Annotated in this window: 13 protein-coding genes and 1 pseudogene; 3 read left to right on the top strand and 11 right to left on the bottom strand. The window is 70.9% G+C overall.

Annotation, left to right across the window (positions count from 1 at the left end; genetic code table 11):
- The first annotated feature begins 178 nt into the window (after window positions 1–178).
- Window positions 179–869: pseudogene (locus OGH68_RS18290) on the top strand (hypothetical protein).
- Between the two features lie 392 nt (window positions 870–1,261).
- Here the strand turns inward: OGH68_RS18290 and OGH68_RS18285 are convergent.
- The 9 genes from OGH68_RS18285 to OGH68_RS18245 all read right to left on the bottom strand — a co-directional run bounded on the left by OGH68_RS18285 (window position 1,262) and on the right by OGH68_RS18245 (window position 10,982).
- On the bottom strand, window positions 1,262–2,074 hold the full coding sequence (locus OGH68_RS18285) for an HAD family hydrolase (protein ID WP_264245332.1): 813 nt from the start codon (window positions 2,072–2,074) through the stop codon (window positions 1,262–1,264).
- Window positions 2,071–3,348 carry a serine--tRNA ligase gene (gene serS / locus OGH68_RS18280; protein ID WP_264245329.1) on the bottom strand — a complete coding sequence of 426 codons (1,278 nt, stop codon included), beginning with the start codon at window positions 3,346–3,348 and terminating at the stop codon, window positions 2,071–2,073. Before serS ends, OGH68_RS18285 begins: the two co-directional genes overlap by 4 nt.
- A 610-nt stretch (window positions 3,349–3,958) precedes the next feature.
- On the bottom strand, window positions 3,959–4,894 hold the full coding sequence (gene pheA / locus OGH68_RS18275; protein ID WP_264245327.1) for a prephenate dehydratase: 936 nt from the start codon (window positions 4,892–4,894) through the stop codon (window positions 3,959–3,961).
- A gap of 32 nt (window positions 4,895–4,926) precedes the next feature.
- A complete protein-coding gene (gene efeB / locus OGH68_RS18270) occupies window positions 4,927–6,177 on the bottom strand; it encodes an iron uptake transporter deferrochelatase/peroxidase subunit (RefSeq protein ID WP_264245325.1) in 1,251 nt (416 codons plus the stop codon).
- Window positions 6,178–6,201: 24 nt separating this feature from the next.
- Window positions 6,202–8,151 (bottom strand): copper resistance protein CopC, encoded by a 1,950-nt coding sequence (locus OGH68_RS18265; protein WP_264245323.1) that lies wholly within the window; start codon window positions 8,149–8,151, stop codon window positions 6,202–6,204.
- Between the two features lie 22 nt (window positions 8,152–8,173).
- On the bottom strand, window positions 8,174–8,626 hold the full coding sequence (locus OGH68_RS18260) for a copper chaperone PCu(A)C (protein WP_264245321.1): 453 nt from the start codon (window positions 8,624–8,626) through the stop codon (window positions 8,174–8,176).
- Complete coding sequence (locus tag OGH68_RS18255; RefSeq protein WP_264245319.1) at window positions 8,623–9,324, bottom strand: SCO family protein; 702 nt, start codon at window positions 9,322–9,324, stop codon at window positions 8,623–8,625. The genes OGH68_RS18260 and OGH68_RS18255 overlap by 4 nt, the downstream gene beginning before the upstream one ends.
- 37 nt (window positions 9,325–9,361) lie before the next feature.
- The gene (locus OGH68_RS18250; protein ID WP_264245317.1) at window positions 9,362–10,105 is read right to left on the bottom strand and encodes a YcnI family protein; all 744 of its coding nucleotides are present in this window, start codon (window positions 10,103–10,105) and stop codon (window positions 9,362–9,364) included.
- Between the two features lie 94 nt (window positions 10,106–10,199).
- On the bottom strand, window positions 10,200–10,982 hold the full coding sequence (locus OGH68_RS18245) for a hypothetical protein (RefSeq protein WP_264245315.1): 783 nt from the start codon (window positions 10,980–10,982) through the stop codon (window positions 10,200–10,202).
- Between the two features lie 192 nt (window positions 10,983–11,174).
- Between OGH68_RS18245 and OGH68_RS18240 the strand changes: the two genes are divergently transcribed.
- Window positions 11,175–11,636, top strand: a complete 462-nt coding sequence (locus OGH68_RS18240; protein ID WP_264245313.1) for an ATP-binding protein — start codon at window positions 11,175–11,177, stop codon at window positions 11,634–11,636.
- A gap of 28 nt (window positions 11,637–11,664) precedes the next feature.
- On the opposite strand, the gene OGH68_RS18235 is transcribed toward OGH68_RS18240, so the two are convergent.
- On the bottom strand, window positions 11,665–13,155 hold the full coding sequence (locus OGH68_RS18235) for an aminopeptidase P family protein (protein WP_413471000.1): 1,491 nt from the start codon (window positions 13,153–13,155) through the stop codon (window positions 11,665–11,667).
- Between the two features lie 119 nt (window positions 13,156–13,274).
- Entirely contained in the window at window positions 13,275–14,828 is a 1,554-nt protein-coding gene (locus OGH68_RS18230) for a PP2C family protein-serine/threonine phosphatase (RefSeq protein WP_264250146.1), read from the bottom strand.
- Between the two features lie 506 nt (window positions 14,829–15,334).
- Here OGH68_RS18230 and OGH68_RS18225 point away from each other — a divergent pair.
- The gene (locus OGH68_RS18225; protein ID WP_264245311.1) at window positions 15,335–16,120 is read left to right on the top strand and encodes a bifunctional DNA primase/polymerase; all 786 of its coding nucleotides are present in this window, start codon (window positions 15,335–15,337) and stop codon (window positions 16,118–16,120) included.
- Window positions 16,121–16,174: the final 54 nt, after the last annotated feature.

Genomic DNA, 16,174 nt, shown 5'->3' with positions numbered 1-16,174 from the left:
GTGGAGGCAACTGGAGTCCGTAGCGTCGAGCGTTCGTGAAGTCGGGGATTGCCGGTGCCGGAGCGGTGAGCACACCGCCCGGGCCGGTCATCGAGTGAGTTGCACCGTGAGCCGACCTCCACCCCTGTGCCCGGGGACAGGGCCGTCCAGCAACGGTTCACGAACGGAAGTCATTTCCATGCCGTCGGAAGTCGCCCTGCTCGAGTCGCGCGCGCTGCGCATCGAGCACGTCGGGCAGGTCGAAGCGCTCGACAAGGTGAAGGCGCTCACGCTGCTCCCCGACCACGTGCACGTGTCCACAGAGGGGGTCGCGCGGTACTTCGAAGTAATCCACAAACGTCATCGGGCAGTTGACGTCGCGGCACCGTGAGGAGCTTGCTCAGAACGGTATGCAGGTACTGCGTGGTTTTGACCAGCGCGAATATCAGAGTGACAACATGTCACTCTCATCGGGGAGCGACGGAAGTTATCCACAGCGCCGCTCCAGTCTCATGCTCTTCACCCGCCGGGCCGTGCTCGACGTCGCCATGCTTCTGCGCGACAGCGACATCGCCCGGCGTGTGCGCAGCTACCTCCTGGACACCGAGCACGGTTGGCGCGAGGGCTACGCATCGCTCGGCTGGCGTGTCACGAACCTCGAGCACTGCATGGCCGGCGTCGGAACGGCACTCCAGGAGCTCGGGCCGGTGCTGAACCGGATGTCGCAGCGGCTCGACCGTCTCGACGACCGGCTGGATGCCACCAACCGGGTCGTCGCGGCGATGAGCAACAGGCTGTGCGAGCTGTCCGACGACATGGTCCGGATGGACGCCAGGATGGACGACTTCGCCCGTCAGCTCAGGGACCTGAGGCGGCGACGCCGCAGGTGACGCCCGAAATTCGGTGGCGTTGAACTCCCCCCGCGAGGAGAGTTGAGGAGCACACCGACCGGGAGAGGAGCGCGACGATGACCAGGAGTTCGAGTCCCGGTCCGTCGCGCTCCCTTCGCGGCGGCACCCGGCAGGCAGCGGAGTAGTCATCGCACTCCGCACGGCCGCCGGGCGGCCGCCCAGGGGGCGGCCGCTTCGAGCGCGCATCCGCGCGGGCCGCCCCTTCCCGGTGTGCACGCACCGACGGTGGTCACCCGCCCGGTGACCGTGCCGTTCCGGCGACCGCAGTCGTCGTGCGGCCTTGCCGTTCCGGTGAGCCAGCCCGCCGCGTGACCCAGCCCGTCAGGTGACCGTGCCGGTCCGGTGCCGGTACCGCCACTGGACTGGCCCGGTCAGCCCGCGAGCAGGTGCTCCAGCACCACCGCGATCCCGTCGTCGTCGTTCGACGCGGTGATCTCGTGTGCCACGGCCTTGAGTTCGTCGTGCGCGTTCGCCATCGCCACACCGTGCGCAGCCCAGCCGAACATCGGGATGTCGTTGGGCATGTCGCCGAAGGCGATCGTGTCCGCCGCCTTCAGCCCCAGCCTACGGGCGGCCAGTGACAGGCCCGTGGCCTTGCTCAGGCCCAGCGGCAGGATCTCCACGACGCCCGCGCCGGCCATGACCACGTCCACGAGATTGCCGACCGTCGCTCTGGCAGCCTGCGCCAGTTCGTCGTCCCCGAGCGTCGGGTGCTGTATGTACACCTTGGTCAGCGGGGCGGCCCACAGGTCGGCCGGATCGTGCATCGGCACATAGGGCAGTGGACCGTCGTGCACCTGGTAGCCGGAGCCGACCAGCACATCGCCCTCCAGTCCGTCACGGCTGGCGGCGAGCAGCAGCGGGCCGACCTCCGCCTCGATCTTGGCCAGGGCGATGCCGGCCAGCTGCCGGTCGAGGGTGACGGACGTCAGCAGCCGGTGCTCACCCGCGTGGTAGACCTGCGCCCCCTGCCCGCACACGGCCAGACCGTCGTAGCCGAGGTCGTCCAGTATGTACTTCGTCCACGGCACACCGCGCCCGGTGACGACGATGTGCGCGGCGCCGGCCGCGGCGACCACCGTGAGCGCGTCGCGGGTGCGCTCCGAGACCGTGTCGTCGGTACGCAGAAGCGTTCCGTCGAGATCCGTGGCGACGAGCCGGTACGGGAGGGGGGCGGTGCTCACTTGGAGATCGGCTCCAGCACTTCACGGCCGCCCAGGTAGGGACGGAGCACCTCGGGGACCCGCACCGAGCCGTCGGCCAGCTGGTGGTTCTCCAGGATGGCCACGATGGTGCGCGGCACGGCGCACAGGGTGCCGTTCAGCGTCGCCAGCGGCTGCACCTTCTTTCCGTCGCGCATGCGCACGGACAGGCGGCGCGCCTGGAAGCTGTCGCAGTTCGACGCGGAGGTCAGTTCGCGGTACTTGCCCTGGGTCGGGATCCACGCCTCGCAGTCGTACTTGCGCGAAGCCGAGGAACCGAGGTCGGCCGTGGCCACGTCGATCACCTGGAACGGCAGCTCCAGGCCGGTCAGCCACTGCTTCTCCCACTCCAGCAGCCGCTTGTGCTCGGCCTCCGCGTCGTCCGGCGCGACGTACGAGAACATCTCGACCTTGTCGAACTGGTGGACGCGGAAGATGCCGCGGGTGTCCTTGCCGTAGGTACCGGCCTCGCGGCGGAAGCAGGGCGAGAAGCCCGCGTACCGCAGCGGCAGCTTGTCGGCGTCGAGGATCTCGTCCATGTGGTACGCGGCGAGCGGGACCTCGGAGGTGCCGACCAGGTAGTAGTCGTCCTTCTCGAGGTGGTAGACGTTCTCCGCGGCCTGGCCGAGGAAGCCGGTGCCCTCCATCGCGCGGGGGCGGACCAGCGCCGGGGTCAGCATCGGGACGAAGCCGGCCTCGGTGGCCTGCGCGATCGCGGCGTTGACGAGGGCGAGCTCGAGGAGCGCGCCGACGCCGGTGAGGTAGTAGAAGCGGGAGCCGGACACCTTCGCGCCGCGCTCGACGTCGATGGCGCCCAGCGCCTCGCCGAGCTCCAGGTGGTCCTTGGGCGTGAAGCCCTCCGCGCCGAAGTCGCGGATCGTGCCGTGCGTCTCGAGGACGACGAAGTCCTCCTCGCCGCCGACCGGGACGTCCTCGTGCACGATGTTGCCGAGCTGGAGCAGCAGCCGACGGGTCTCTTCGTCCGCGTCGTTCTGCTCGGCCTCGGCCGCCTTGACGTCGGCCTTGAGCTGCTCGGCCTTCTTGAGCAGCTCGGCCCGCTCTTCGGGGGTGGCCTTGGGGATCAGCTTGCCGAGCGACTTCTGCTCGGAGCGCAGTTCGTCGAAGCTGAGGCCCGAGGACCTTCGCCGCTCGTCGGCGGAGAGCAGGGCGTCGACGAGGCCGACGTCCTCTCCACGGGCGCGCTGGGAGGCGCGAACACGGTCTGGGTCCTCACGAAGCAGGCGAAGGTCAATCACCCCACCAGGCTACCGGTGCCGACTCCCTTTCTGCTTGCGTGTTACTTCGTCCTAATTGTGGGGGTTGGTGAAAAATATGGAGCCGGTGGAGAGGTGCCGGGAGCGGAAGTAAACCCTCGTCCGGCAGTGCGGGACAATCGGGCAACTTCCCTGAAAAGGGGCGGATGGGCCGTCTCGCCCTGAGTGCCGGGTTCCGGGTGCGAGGCCCGGAGAGAAGGCTTTGTCCACAGGGATCCGGCACTCCGGAAAGTTATCCACAGCCTGTGTGAGTGATCTGTGGATTCCGGAAGAGATCATTCCGGAAGGCGCTTCCTGGCTGGTGAATTCCTGTATCAAACCGGCCTTACGCACTCATCCGAGTGAGAATTCCTCACCCAAAGAGTTGATCAATGGAATGGGGTGGACAGGTACGGCCTGTCGCCCTGTGGACGGAAGTGGGGCAGGTGAGGCGATTTGTCGACCCTGTGGGGTTCTGTTGTCGACTTGTCCCCAGGTCGAGAAGCGCACCTGTGGACAAGCGCTGTGGACAAGGTATGTGGACAAGCTTTGTGGACGACGAGAATCCGCAGGCAGGCCCGGTCGTCGATGTCCCGGCCACCCCCGGACCGCCTCAGGCGCGGCCGTCCTGGCAACGCGCCAGCCAGTCCGAGGCGGCCGTGAAGTCCGGGTCCGACGTCCCCGCCCGCAGCGGCCGCACATCCTCCGCCGTGACCCCGGCCCTGGGATAGGAACCGAGGAAACGCACCTTCGGACAGATCCGCTTCAGGCCCATCAACGCCTCGCCCACACGCCGGTCCGAGATATGCCCTTCGGCATCGACCGCGAAGCAGTAGTTGCCGATACCGGCGCCCGTCGGCCGGGACTGGATGAGCATCAGGTTCACCCCGCGCACCGCGAACTCCTGCAGGAGCTCCAGCAGCGCGCCCGGGTGGTCGTCGCCCAGCCAGATGACGACGGACGTCTTGTCCGCCCCGGTCGGCGCCGCTGGCCTGGCCGGCCGTCCCACCAGGACGAAGCGCGTCTCCGCGTTCTCCGCGTCGTGGATCTCGGTCACCAGGGGCACCAGCCCGTACGTGGCCGCGGCGAACTCGCCCGCGAACGCGGCGTCGAAGCGGCCCTCCTGCACCAGCCTGGCCCCGTCGGCGTTCGAGGCGGCCGACTCCCACACGGCGTCCGGCAGGTGCGCGCGCAGCCAGTTCCGCACCTGCGGCTGGGCGACCGGATGACCGGTCACCGTCTTCACCTCGGAGAGCGTGGTCCCCGGGCGCACCAGCAGCGCGAAGGCGATGGGGAGCAGCACCTCGCGGTAGATCATCAGCGGCTCGCCGGACGCCAGCTCGTCGAGCGTGGCGGTGACACCGCCCTCCACCGAGTTCTCGATCGGTACGAGAGCGGCCGCGGCCTCCCCGGCCCGTACGGCGTCGAGCGCCGTCGGCACGGAGACCATCGGGACGAGCTCCCGGGTGGCGGCTTCCGGGAGCGTGCGCAGGGCGGCTTCGGTGAAGGTGCCCTCGGGACCGAGATAGGTGAAGCGCGTGGCCGACATACCGTCACCCTAATGGGCCCGGATGGCGCCCATCATGCTTCCAGCAGACCCTGCCCCACGTACTCGCCCTTCCTGGGCGCGCCCGGGACCGCGAAGAGCCCGCTCGCCTCGTGCCGGATGAACGGGGAGAGCGCGTCCCCTCGGTCCAGTTTGCGCTGCACCGGTACGAAGCCGCGCAGCGGATCGGCCTGCCAGCAGACGAAAAGGAGGCCGGCGTCGGGCGTGCCGTCGGGGCCGATCCCGTCGTGGAAGGAGAAGGGCCGCCGCAGCATCGCGGCGCCGCCGTTCTGCTCGGGTGCGGAGATACGGGCGTGCGCGTTGTCGGGAATGACGAGCCTTCCGTCGGGTCCGGTCGCGTCGAGCGCGAGCTCGGTCGTCTCGGTGCCGCCCGTCAGCGGGGCGCCGTCGGACTTCCGCCGGCCGATGACCCGCTCCTGCTTGTGCAGGGAGAGCTTCTCCCAGTCGTCGAGCAGCATCCGGATGCGGCGTACGACCGCGTAGGACCCGCCTTCGAGCCAGGGGTGCTCCCCGCCGGACGGTACGAAGACGCGCTGGTCGAAATCGGGCTCCGACGGCTTCGGATTTCCGGTGCCGTCGATCTGGCCCATCAGGTTGCGTGCGGTCATCGGCTGCGCGGTGGCGCCCGGTGAGCGGTTGAAGCCGTTCATCTGCCAGCGGACCCCGGCCGCCCCGCCCGCCGCCTTCTGGACCGCCCGCAGCGCGTGGAAGGCGACGAGCGCGTCGTTCGCGCCGATCTGCACCCACAGATCGCCGTTCGACCGCCTGGCGTCCAGGTGGTCGGAGGAGAACGACGGCAGCGGGTCGAGGCCGGCCGGGCGTTGCGCCACCAGGGACGTGCGGTCGAAGAAGGAGCGGCCGAAACCGAAGGTGACGGTCAGCGAGGACGGCCCGGCGTCGAGCGCCACGCCGGTGTCACCGTCGCCCGCCGGCCTGCCCGCCATCAGTTCGCCCGCCAGCACCGACCAGCGCCGCATCAGCGCGGCGGCTTCCTTGCGCCCGGCGCCGGGCGCGAGGTCGAAGGCGACGAGATGCCCGTGCGCCTGCTGCGGCTCCGTGATGCCGGCCTGGTGCGGGCGGTCGTGGAACGCGACGCTGGTGGACCCCACGGTGGCCAGTTCCGCCGGGTCCTCCTCCGCCACCGCGTACGCCGTGGCACCGCCCGCCGCCCCCAGCAGCAGACCGGTCGCGCCGGCGGCGCCCGCGGTGCTGAGCAGCCGTCGCCTGGAGATGCCGTCGTCGGGTGCGTCGTCCGCAGTGGTCACAGATGTTCCGGTTGTCACGGTGGTTCAGCCGATCTTGATGTTCTCGTCGATGGTCGTCTGGTCGATGTCCGAGGTCCGCACGGTCACCTTGATCTGCCAGTCGCCCGGCATCGGGATCTGGACGGTGCTCGCGGTCCAGTGTCCCGCGCTGATGCGGTCGGGGGTGATGGGCAGCGGGCCGATCTGCTTGGTCTTCAGGGTGAAGGAGACCTTCACCTCCGGGGCGTCCAGCGCCTTGCCGTCCGGTGACTCGATCCACAGGTGCAGGTCGTTGCCGCCGGACAGCGCCGGGTCGAGGGTGAGCCGCACGGTTCCCCTGCCGTTCTCGCCGCCGGTGTCGAACGGCATCTCGAGCTCCGCCGGCCCTGCAGCCTCCGCGGCGGCCCGGGAGTCACCGGCCTTGGCGGCCTGCTCCTCCGTACGGCCCGGCTCGGTGGACGTGAGCACGGTCGTCACGGCCAGCAGGACCACGGCGACACCGGTCTCCACCAGCACGGAACGCCGCAGTCCGGAACGCTCGTTGTCCGCGTCACGGTTCCGCTTGCGTTCGGCGGTCGCCACGGCGGCCTGCTGCCGGGCGAGTTGGGCCGCGCGCTTCGGGTCGGCGGCAGGGCCGGCGGCGGCGTCGGCGGAGCCCGCGACCGACTCGTCCCCCTCTTCCCTCTCTTCCGCCTCTTCCTCCGTGGTTCCCTCCGCCTTCTTCGCGGTGGCGGCCTCCGGGACCTCGGCGAGCTGCCTGGTCCAGCGACGCGAGACCCAGGCCACGCCGACCATGACGGCGACCAGCCCCACCTTGATCAGCAGCAGCTGCCCGTACCGGGTGCCGGTCAGCGCCGAGAACGAGCCGACCTGCCGCCAGGACTGGTAGAGCCCGGTCGCGGCGAGCACGACCACGCTGGTGAAGGCGGCGGCGGAGAACCGCCGGACCGCCCGGCGTTCGATCGCCGGTGACCGGTGGAGGGCGGTCAGCAGGGTGGCCAGGCCGCCGAGCCAGACCGCCACGGCCAGCAGGTGCAGTACGTCGACGGGCATCGCGACGGCCGACTGGATACCGGTCGAGGCGTGTTCGGACAGTGCCCAGGTCGCGGCGATCCCGGCCGCGACTACCGTGCCGCCGACGGCCAGCCCGAAGGTCAGGTCCTTCTTCTCGCCGGCGTCCTCACGTTTCGCGAAGGCGCCGAACAGGACGGCCACGAACAGAGCGGCCGCGCCGAGCAGCAGCAGCCGCGAGACGAGCGCCGCGCCCGTCTTCGTCTCGAGGACCGGCCCCAGCGCGCCGAGGTCGAGGACGTCCCCGAGCTCGCCGGAGCCGGTGTAGGGGCCGCGCAGGAGCAGCAGCGCGAGGGTGGACGCGGTCATGGCCGCCCAGCCCTGGACGACGAGGCGCTGCACGGCTCGTACCGCGGCGCCCCGCTGCCAGCACAGCAGGACGAAGGCCGCGCCGCCGACGAGGAGGACGAAGCCGCCGTACGCGACGTAGCGCGCGACGTCGTAGAGGAAGCCGACGACCCCGCCGCCGGCCTCCTCCTCGGGCAGCGCGACCTCGGTCTTCGAGGGCGCGCCGATGGAGAAGGTGAAGGCTCCGGAGACGGGATGGCTGTCGGCGGAGACGGCCTGCCAGGCGACGGTGTAGGTGCCGTCCGGCAGACCGGGGCGCAGGGCGACGCCGTAGGTGACGGTGCCGCCGGTGCCGAGGTCGCGGACCTCGGCCTTGTCGGCGCGTTTGCCGCTCGGTTCGAGGACCCGGATCGAGTCGTCGCCCATGGCGATCTGTTCGGAGAAGGTGAGGGTGACCTCCTTGGGCGCGGTGGCCACCACCGCCCCGTCCTCCGGATTGCTCCCGGTGAGCGCGGCGTGTGCCGACGCGGGGCCCGCGCCGGCCAGCAGCGCGCCGAGGAGCGTGCCGACCAGCACGGTCAGGGCGAGCAGTGCCCGGACCGGGGACCGGCCGAAGCGCGGGGCGGTGGCTGTCATCGGATGATCAGTCCCTCGGTGCTCAGTGCTTCTGCGGGTTGTGGGTGGTCTCCTTCACGGGAAGTTCGACCTTGATGGGGTCCGACTTCTCGAAGTGCAGCTCGATGGAGACCGTGTCGCCCTGCTTCGGCTGCTGCTTGAGCGCCATGAACATGATGTGACTGCCACCGCGTTCGAGGTCGAGCTCGCCGCCGGCCGGGATGCCGAAGGACTTCACCTCCCGCATCTTCTGGTTCTTCGTCTCGTGGATCGTGATGTCGTCGGAGATGGTGCTGGTGACCGAGGTGAGCTCGTCCGCGCCGTCGCCGTCGTTCTCGACGGTCAGGAAACCGGCCGCCATGTCGCCGACGGGCTGGGGCATGAACGCGCCGCTGACCTTCAATTCGGGCCCGTCGCCGGCCGAGCAGCCCGCCAGCGCGAGGCCGGCGCCGAGCGCGACCGCTGTGACCGCGGCGAGCGGGGTGCGTCGCCTCACGGCTTCTCGCCCTTGATCAGCTTCGGGAGGTCCGCGGCCCATTCGTCGGCGGTGGTGTCCTCGCCGTAGAGGACGTAGCCCTGGTCGGTCTTCGGGGAGAAGGCGACGACCTGGGCGCCGTGCATGGACACGACGGTGCCGTCCTTCTCCTTCTTCGGGGCGTCGATGCCGATGCCGATCTGCCGCGCGCCCGCCTGGATGGTCGCGAAGTCACCGGTCAGTCCGACGAAGGACGGGTCGCCCGCGCTGGGCAGCCACTTGCCGAGCTCGGCCGGGGTGTCCCGCTCGGGGTCGGTGGTGACGAAGACGACCTGGAGCTTCTCCTGGTCGGCCTCGGGCAGCTGCTTCTTCGCGATGGCGAGGTTGCTCATCGTCAGGGGACAGACGTCGGGGCAGTGCGTGTAGCCGAAGTAGATCAGCGTGGGCCTGCCCTTGGTCTCCTTGCGCAGGTCGTACTCCTTGCCGCTGGTGTCGGTCAGCACCAGGTCCGGCTTGGTGAACGGCCGGCTGAGCACGGTCGAGGGCTCGGTCTTCGCCTCGGCGGAGGCCTGGACGACGGGGCTGCCGGTGTCGCCGTCGTTGTTCTGGGAGACGGCGACACCCGCCACGGCGGCGAACGCGGCCGTGACGGCGAGCGTCACGATCAGCGGCGCTCGCCGGCTGCGGCGGGGCTCCCCGTCGCTCTTGGGGTTGTGCATGGGTTTCTCTTTCGGAACGGGTTCGGTAACGGGCAGGTCAGGCCGAGCGGCGGCGGCCGGCGAGGACGCCGAAGGCCACGCCCGCTGCACCGACGAGAATGCCGACCACACCAAGGATGCGGGCCGTCGAGTCGCTGCTGGCGCCGGAGGCGGCCCGGGGCTTCGCCTCCTCCTCGTGACCGGCGGCGGCCTTCGCGTCGTCCTTGGCGGCGGCGCCGGTCGCTGCCGCGCCGTGGTGGTCGTCGGCGGCGGCCGACAGCTTGAGGACCGGGGCGGGCGACTCGGGCTCCTCGCCGCCCTCGGTGGGCTCCTCGATCCAGCGCACGACCTCCTTGTTGTCGTACGTCTGGATGGCCTTGAAGACGAGCTGGTCGGCGTCCTCGGGCAGCCGGCCCAGCGACAGCGGGAACTGCTGGAACTCGCCGGGTCCGATCTTCGTGCCGTCGGCGGTCCAGGTGACCTTCGTGACCGCTTCGGTGATCTTCTTCCCGTGCACGTCGAGCGGCTTGTCCAGCTTGGACTTGTCGACCTCGACCTTCCAGCCGGGCACCGGCTGCGGCATCACCGACGACAGGGGGTGCTCGGAGGGCAGGTTGATCTCGACCTTGATCGTCGAGGCGTTGTCGCGCTCGTTGGGCACCTTGACGTTGACGACCGCGTAACCGCCCTTGGCGGCCTCGCCCTGCGGCTGGACGCCGACGTGTGCGGATGCGGCGCCGGAGAACATCATCACGGCGCCGGCGGCGACGGCGGACGCGGCGGCGATACGGGAAACGTTCATGACAGAAAGCTCCACGGTGAGAAGTGGTGTGGCGTGCCGTCGGCGCACAGATGTGCGCGGGCACCGCGGCACCACTCCCGTCGAGTGGGCCGCGTCAGGCGCTGAGGACGAATACGGGCGGCGGCCCGCGCCTGATCACCGTGTGCTGAAGTTCCTGGCCCGCACGCGGCGGTGGAGGCCCGTCCGCGGCCGGCGCGTGACACGGCCCGGCTCCGGGCGTCACCCGAAGCCCGGCACGCAGAGCCTGTACGAGGACGAGTGCCGCGCGCAGCGGGCGCAGCCACGCCGTCTGGACGGCCTCGTGGGCGGATTCGGCCGACAGCCGGATCAGTCTCAGCAGCGCGGCGTCACCGCGGCGCAGCACCAGCCCGGTGGCGACCGCGGCCAGCAGGTGCCCGAGCAGCATGGGCAGGGTCGGCAGCAGCTCCGGAGCGGCCAGGGCGTCCGCGGTGTGCGTGTGCGCCATGTGCGCGTCCGGGTCGATGCCCGCCAGCGTGACGATGCGGCGGGCGTCGGCGGGGCTCATGGCGGAGGCGCCCGCCCCGCACACCAGCTTCGCGGCCATCCGGATCAGGGTGTCGTCGGCCGTCGGGGCCATCCGCAGACTGCCCTGGCCGGCCGCGAAGAGCGTGTGCAGACCGAGCTGTCCGGCGGTGAGCACCCCGGCGATGGCGGGCAGTGAACGCTCCCGGCCCGCGAAGGGCGTGACCACGACGAAGACCCCGACGAAGCCCAGGACAAGGGTCCACAGAGGGACGGCCCGGCAGGCGGCCAGCACATGTCCCGTCCCGGACAGCACGACGCAGACCGCGGTGAACACCGCGGCCCTCAGCAGCCGCAGACCGGCTCCGGCGCGTGCGTGGCGTAGGGACGACATGGCCGGCTCATCATCGCACTGCGGTCGCGGCGCCCGTACGGCAGGTCCGGAAGATCCCGTTTGCCGACATACACCGGCGGGCGGGAAATGTGCATCCGCCGAACGAGGGCCGCCACTGCGACGGTGCGCTTACGGAGCGTGCCGGGGGGCAATACGTATCGGTATGTCGAGCCGCGGCCAGGAGGCTGGAGCATGAGCATCTGGTGGTCCCTCCATTTGCGGCGCGAGGCTGCGAGCGTGCCGCTCGCCCGGCGTCTGCTGCTCGGCACCATGGAGACCGCGGGCGTCGATCCGGACATCTCCTACGACCTGTCGGTCGCACTGACCGAGGCGTGTGCGAACGCCGTGGAGCACGGCGGCGCCCGCGACACCGACGAGGCGTCCCGGGCGTACCGCGTGACGGCCTACCTGGACGGCGAGAGGTGCCGTATCGAGGTGGCCGACTCGGGTCCCGGGTTCCCCGCGAGCCGCGGTGTCCTGTGCGGCCGCGCGGCCACGCTGTCGCCCGCCACGGCCGAGAGCGGCCGGGGGCTGTGCCTGATCGAGCAGCTCGCCGACCATGTCCACGTCCGCAGCACGCCCGGCCGCGGCGCCGTCGTGAGTTTCGACAAGGTCCTCAAATGGCGAGAGGACGCGCTGCTCGACGTGTCGTGAGCCGCGCGCCCTCCCCGGGGCCGTGCGCCTACTTGTCGTTCTTGAGCGAGGCCATCCACGCCTCGACCTCGTCGGCCCGGCGCGGCAGCGCCGCCGACAGGTTCCTGTTGCCGTCCTTCGTGACGAGGATGTCGTCCTCGATCCGGACGCCGATGCCCCGGTACTCCTCGGGCACGGTCAGGTCGTCGGCCTGGAAGTACAGACCGGGCTCGACGGTCAGGCACATCCCGGGCTCCAGCGTGCCGTCGACGTACGCCTCGGTGCGCGCGGCGGCACAGTCGTGGACGTCCATGCCGAGCATGTGGCCGGTGCCGTGCAGGGTCCAGCGGCGCTGCAGACCCAGTTCCAGCACCCGCTCCACGGGGCCCTCGACCAGGCCCCACTCGACGAGCTTCGTCGCGAGGACCCGCTGCGCGGCGTCGTGGAAGTCGCGGTACTTGGCGCCCGGCCGCACGGCCGCGATGCCCGCCTCCTGGGCCTCGTAGACCGCGTCGTAGATCTTGCGCTGGAGCTCGGTGTAGCGGCCGCTGATGGGCAGCGTGCGGGTGATGTCCGCGGTGTAGAGGGTGTGGGTCTCCACACCGGCGTCCAGCAGCAGCAGGTCGCCGGAGCGGACCGGGCCGTCGTTGCGCACCCAGTGGAGGGTGGTGGCGTGCGGACCGGCGGCACAGATGGAGCCGTAGCCGATGTCGTTGCCCTCGACGCGGGCGCGCAGGAAGAACGTGCCCTCGATGTAGCGCTCGCTGGTGGCCTCGGCCTTGTCCAGGACCTTGACGACGTCCTCGAAGCCGCGGGCGGTGGAGTCGCACGCCTTCTGCAGTTCGCCGATCTCGAACGCGTCCTTCACGGCCCGGGCCTCGGAGAGGTAGACGCGCAGTTCCTCGTCGCGCTCGGCGGTGACCTTGTCGGTCAGCGCCGCCTCGATCGCGGCGTCGTGGCCGCGCACGACCCGTACCGGGCCGGTGGCCTCGCTGAGTTTGCCGGCCAGCTCACGGACGTCCTCGGCGGGAATGCCCAGCAGCTGCTCGGCCTCCGCGAGGGAGTGGCGGCGGCCCACCCACAGCTCGCCCTGGCCCGACAGCCAGAACTCGCCGTTCTCACGGTTGGAGCGCGGCAGCAGATGGATGGTGGCGGAGTGGCCCTCGCCCCGGGGCTCCAGCACCAGGACGCCGTCCTCCGTCTGGTCGCCGGTCAGGTACGCGTACTCGGTGGAGGCACGGAAGCTGTACTCGGTGTCGTTCGAGCGGGTCTTCAGGTTGCCCGCGGGGATCACCAGGCGCTCGCCGGGGTAGCGGGCGGAGAGCGCGGCGCGCCGGGCGGCGGTCTGCTCCGCCTGCGGGATCGGCTCGAGGCCGTGCAGCTCGGTGTCGGCCCAGCCGGTGCTCATGTTCTCGGCCAGCTCGTCGGACACGCCCGGGTACAGGCCGTTCTTGCGCTGCTTGATCGGCTGCTCCTCGCCCTCCGTGCCCGCTGCGTCAGCAGCCAGTTCGGATTCCGCCGGGGTGAGCTCCTCAGCCACGTGTGCCTCCTGGGCTTGTCGGCCTTGACCGTTACGACTCTGGCCCCTCTGCCGGGTCGGCACGGGGGACCTCTCCATCGTATGTGTGGCCGGAAGATGACCCGAAGGAGTGTGAGGAATCAGTCGAAACGGGCAGCAAGCAGGACGATGTCCTCCCCGCTGCCGGCAGCGTCCGGGCCTCCGGGAAGCACCGTGCGCAGCACGTGGTCGGCGATCGAGGCGGGGTCGCCGCGCAGCGCCCGGGGCACGCTCGCCGCCGCCGAGTGGAGCCTGGCGAAGGCACGGTCCATCGGTTCGCCGGTGCGCCGCAGCAGTCCGTCCGTGTACAGCAGCACCGTTTCTCCCGGCTGGACGCACAGGTCCACGCTCGGCGCCTCCCAGCACGCGAGCATCCCGAGCGGGGCCGACAGCGACGTCTCGACGAACTCGGTGCGCTGCTCGCCGGTCACCAGCGGTGGCGCGTGGCCCGCCCCGGCGAGCACGATCTTCCGTTCGGCCGGTTCGGCGTACCCGAACAGCGCGGTCGCCGTGCGCGCGGGTTCGGTGAGACGCAGCAGCAGCTCGAGGTCGGACAGGACGGCGACCGGATCCTCTCCCTCCATCACCGCGTACGCCCGCAGGGACGCCCGCAGCCGTCCCATCGCGGCGAGCGCGCTCGGGCCGCCGCCGCTGACCGACCCGGCCGCGAGGCCCAGAGCGCCCTCCGGCAGCGGCAGCGCGTCGTACCAGTCGCCCCCGCCGAGCGGGCCCGTGTGGTGCCGGGCGGCGAGCTGGACGCCGGGGACCCGCGGCAGCCGGCTGGGCAGCAGTTCCTCGGCGACGGTCGCGACGGTGGAGCGGGCCTGCTCCAGCTCGCGCAGGCGGGCCAGATGCTCGGTGGCGTAGCGCGTGTAGAGGCCGACCAGGTGGCACTGGCGCTCGACGGGGGTGGCCGGTTCGTCGTACAGCCACACGGCGGCGCCGAGCGTGCCCGACTCCTCGGTCGCCAGTGGAACGGTGTAACTGGCCGCGTAGCCGAGGCGGGTGGCGACCTCGCGGTGGAGGGGGTCGAGCGAGTCGTCGGCGAAGAGATCGGGGTGGGCGACGGGGCCGGGGACGCCGGCCGGAGCGCTGTGGCCGCCGCGGCCGCTGCGGGTGCCGTGACTGCCGTCGAGGATGCGGCCGTGGGCCGTCGCGCCGCGCGGCACCGTCTCGATGTGGCCGAGGTCGGAGCGGCTCAGGCCCAGACCTTTGGCGAGGCCCGGGCCGGGGTCGTCGTCGAGGGGGCTGTCGCGTGCGGTGTGCCGGTCCGGTTCGAGCACCACGAGACCGCGGGGGGCGCCGACGAGCGCGGCGCCCGCGCCGAGCAGTTCGTCGAGAGCGTCGTCGAGCGTGCCGGTCCTGATCAGCCGCTCGGTGAGTTCGTGGAGCGTGGTGAGGTCGGAGACCCAGCCGGCCAGCCGGTCCTGAAGTACGGCTCCGGCCGCGGGAGGTGCGGGCATGGGTGCGGAATTGTGCGCGGGGGCAGGAACCGTAGAGTCGATTCCAGCCACTTTCGGCAGGTGAGGGGCGCTCATGGCAGCCGGCTTTCCGGCAGGTGCGTTTCGCTCAATAGCATCGCAAACCCCCATGTCATTCTGCGCCGCTATCAATGCATCCACATCTACACGCACACGTAAGGTGATGTCCAGCACTGTTCCGGTGGGACTGATGGTGTCCGCGAGGCGGGCCGGCACCTGCTAACTTGGCCGAAAAATACATGTGATGGCGGTCGATCGGTGTCGACTGAAGGCGTTCGGCGGGGGTCTCCCAGGGCGAAGGTCTTCGGGAGAAGCGTCATCGCAAGCGTGCTGGGTACCTGAACGGTGATGTCCAGGGGCAGTTGAAAGCGTCCCGGAACCTGGCGGTGCGCCGCGGCGTCCTAACAGCCGCAGGCCACGCCTCATCCCCGAGTGGCGGGGAAGAACTACAGCGGGACGGCAAGCGCCAGGCGCGCGCCACCCCTCGCCACGCGTTTAATGGACTACAGCCCACGTTCGGCCCCCGGGCGACGATCCTGTCGCCTATGCGACAGGGGGCGCCCATGCCACGGGCAAGGGCGATGAAACGCCGATCAGTACGCGCACCTGTACGCACAGTGAAAAGCGGCACACCAGATGTGATGTGGACCCCGGCGTTCAACGGAAAGGAACGAGCGCTCATGCGCGAGATCCTCGGAAGGCGACGCAGGCTCCGGTACCGGCGCAAGAAGGGGCCTGTTCAGCTCGAAGCGGCGCTGACCTGCGCTGTCGAGTGGCAATGGCCCGTACTTCCCGGTGTTGGACTGAAAGCGGCGGGCGGTGACCGGCCGGCGGACCAGGGCAGAGGACGCGCAAACCGCGGCAGCCGCGGCGAGCGTGGGTGCGCCTGCCCCGACCCCGAGTGCGTCGTGCCCGGCGCACACCCCTTCGACCCCGGCATCCTCGCCGCGACCACCGACGAGCGGATGATCCGCTGGTGGTGGACCAACCGCCCCACCGCGCCGATCGTGCTGGCCACCGGAGGCCCGACCCGGGCAGCCGGCTCGACCGGCGACGACCGCGCGCCGTGCGCCGTGAGCCTGCCCGCGGTCGCCGCATCCCGCGCGCTGGCGACGCTGGACCGGATGGACATGCGACTCGGACCGGTCGTCGCCACCCCCACCCGGTGGTCGCTGCTGGTGGCGCCGTACACCCTGGAACAACTCGGCGAACTGCTCTTCGTCAAGGACTGCGTGCCCAGCTCCCTGCGCTTCCACGGCAGCGGCGGCTATCTGGTGCTGCCGCCCTCGGAGACCGGCAAGGGGCAGGTCCGGTGGGAGAGGGCACCGCTGCCCGGTTCCGCCGCGCCCTGGCTGCCGGACGTGGAAGCGGTCGTCGACGCACTCGTCGAGGCGAGCGCGAGCGGTGCGCCCGGCGGGCTCCATCCGCCGGAGGCGGGGGACGGCAGCAGCCGGCTCACGTACTGACCCTCCGGCTCGCTCCGGCGGGCCGGATCCGGTCTCTTCGCCGGGTCCGGGCCG

It is taken from the genome of Streptomyces peucetius, assembly GCF_025854275.1.
Classification (GTDB): domain Bacteria; phylum Actinomycetota; class Actinomycetes; order Streptomycetales; family Streptomycetaceae; genus Streptomyces; species Streptomyces peucetius_A.
The sequence above is the reverse complement of the archived record's forward strand: the minus strand, read 5'-3'. Positions and strand labels throughout refer to the sequence as shown.

Bases quoted from the DNA above. Each gene is read 5' to 3' on its own strand.
- pheA (WP_264245327.1), bottom strand. From the start codon at position 4,894: ATGTCGGCCACGCGCTTCACCTATCTCGGTCCCGAGGGCACCTTCACC.
- OGH68_RS18265 (WP_264245323.1), bottom strand. From the start codon at position 8,151: ATGACAGCCACCGCCCCGCGCTTCGGCCGGTCCCCGGTCCGGGCACTG.
- OGH68_RS18255 (WP_264245319.1), bottom strand. From the start codon at position 9,324: ATGCACAACCCCAAGAGCGACGGGGAGCCCCGCCGCAGCCGGCGAGCG.
- OGH68_RS18250 (WP_264245317.1), bottom strand. From the start codon at position 10,105: ATGAACGTTTCCCGTATCGCCGCCGCGTCCGCCGTCGCCGCCGGCGCC.
- OGH68_RS18245 (WP_264245315.1), bottom strand. From the start codon at position 10,982: ATGTCGTCCCTACGCCACGCACGCGCCGGAGCCGGTCTGCGGCTGCTG.
- OGH68_RS18240 (WP_264245313.1), top strand. From the start codon at position 11,175: ATGAGCATCTGGTGGTCCCTCCATTTGCGGCGCGAGGCTGCGAGCGTG.
- OGH68_RS18225 (WP_264245311.1), top strand. From the start codon at position 15,335: ATGCGCGAGATCCTCGGAAGGCGACGCAGGCTCCGGTACCGGCGCAAG.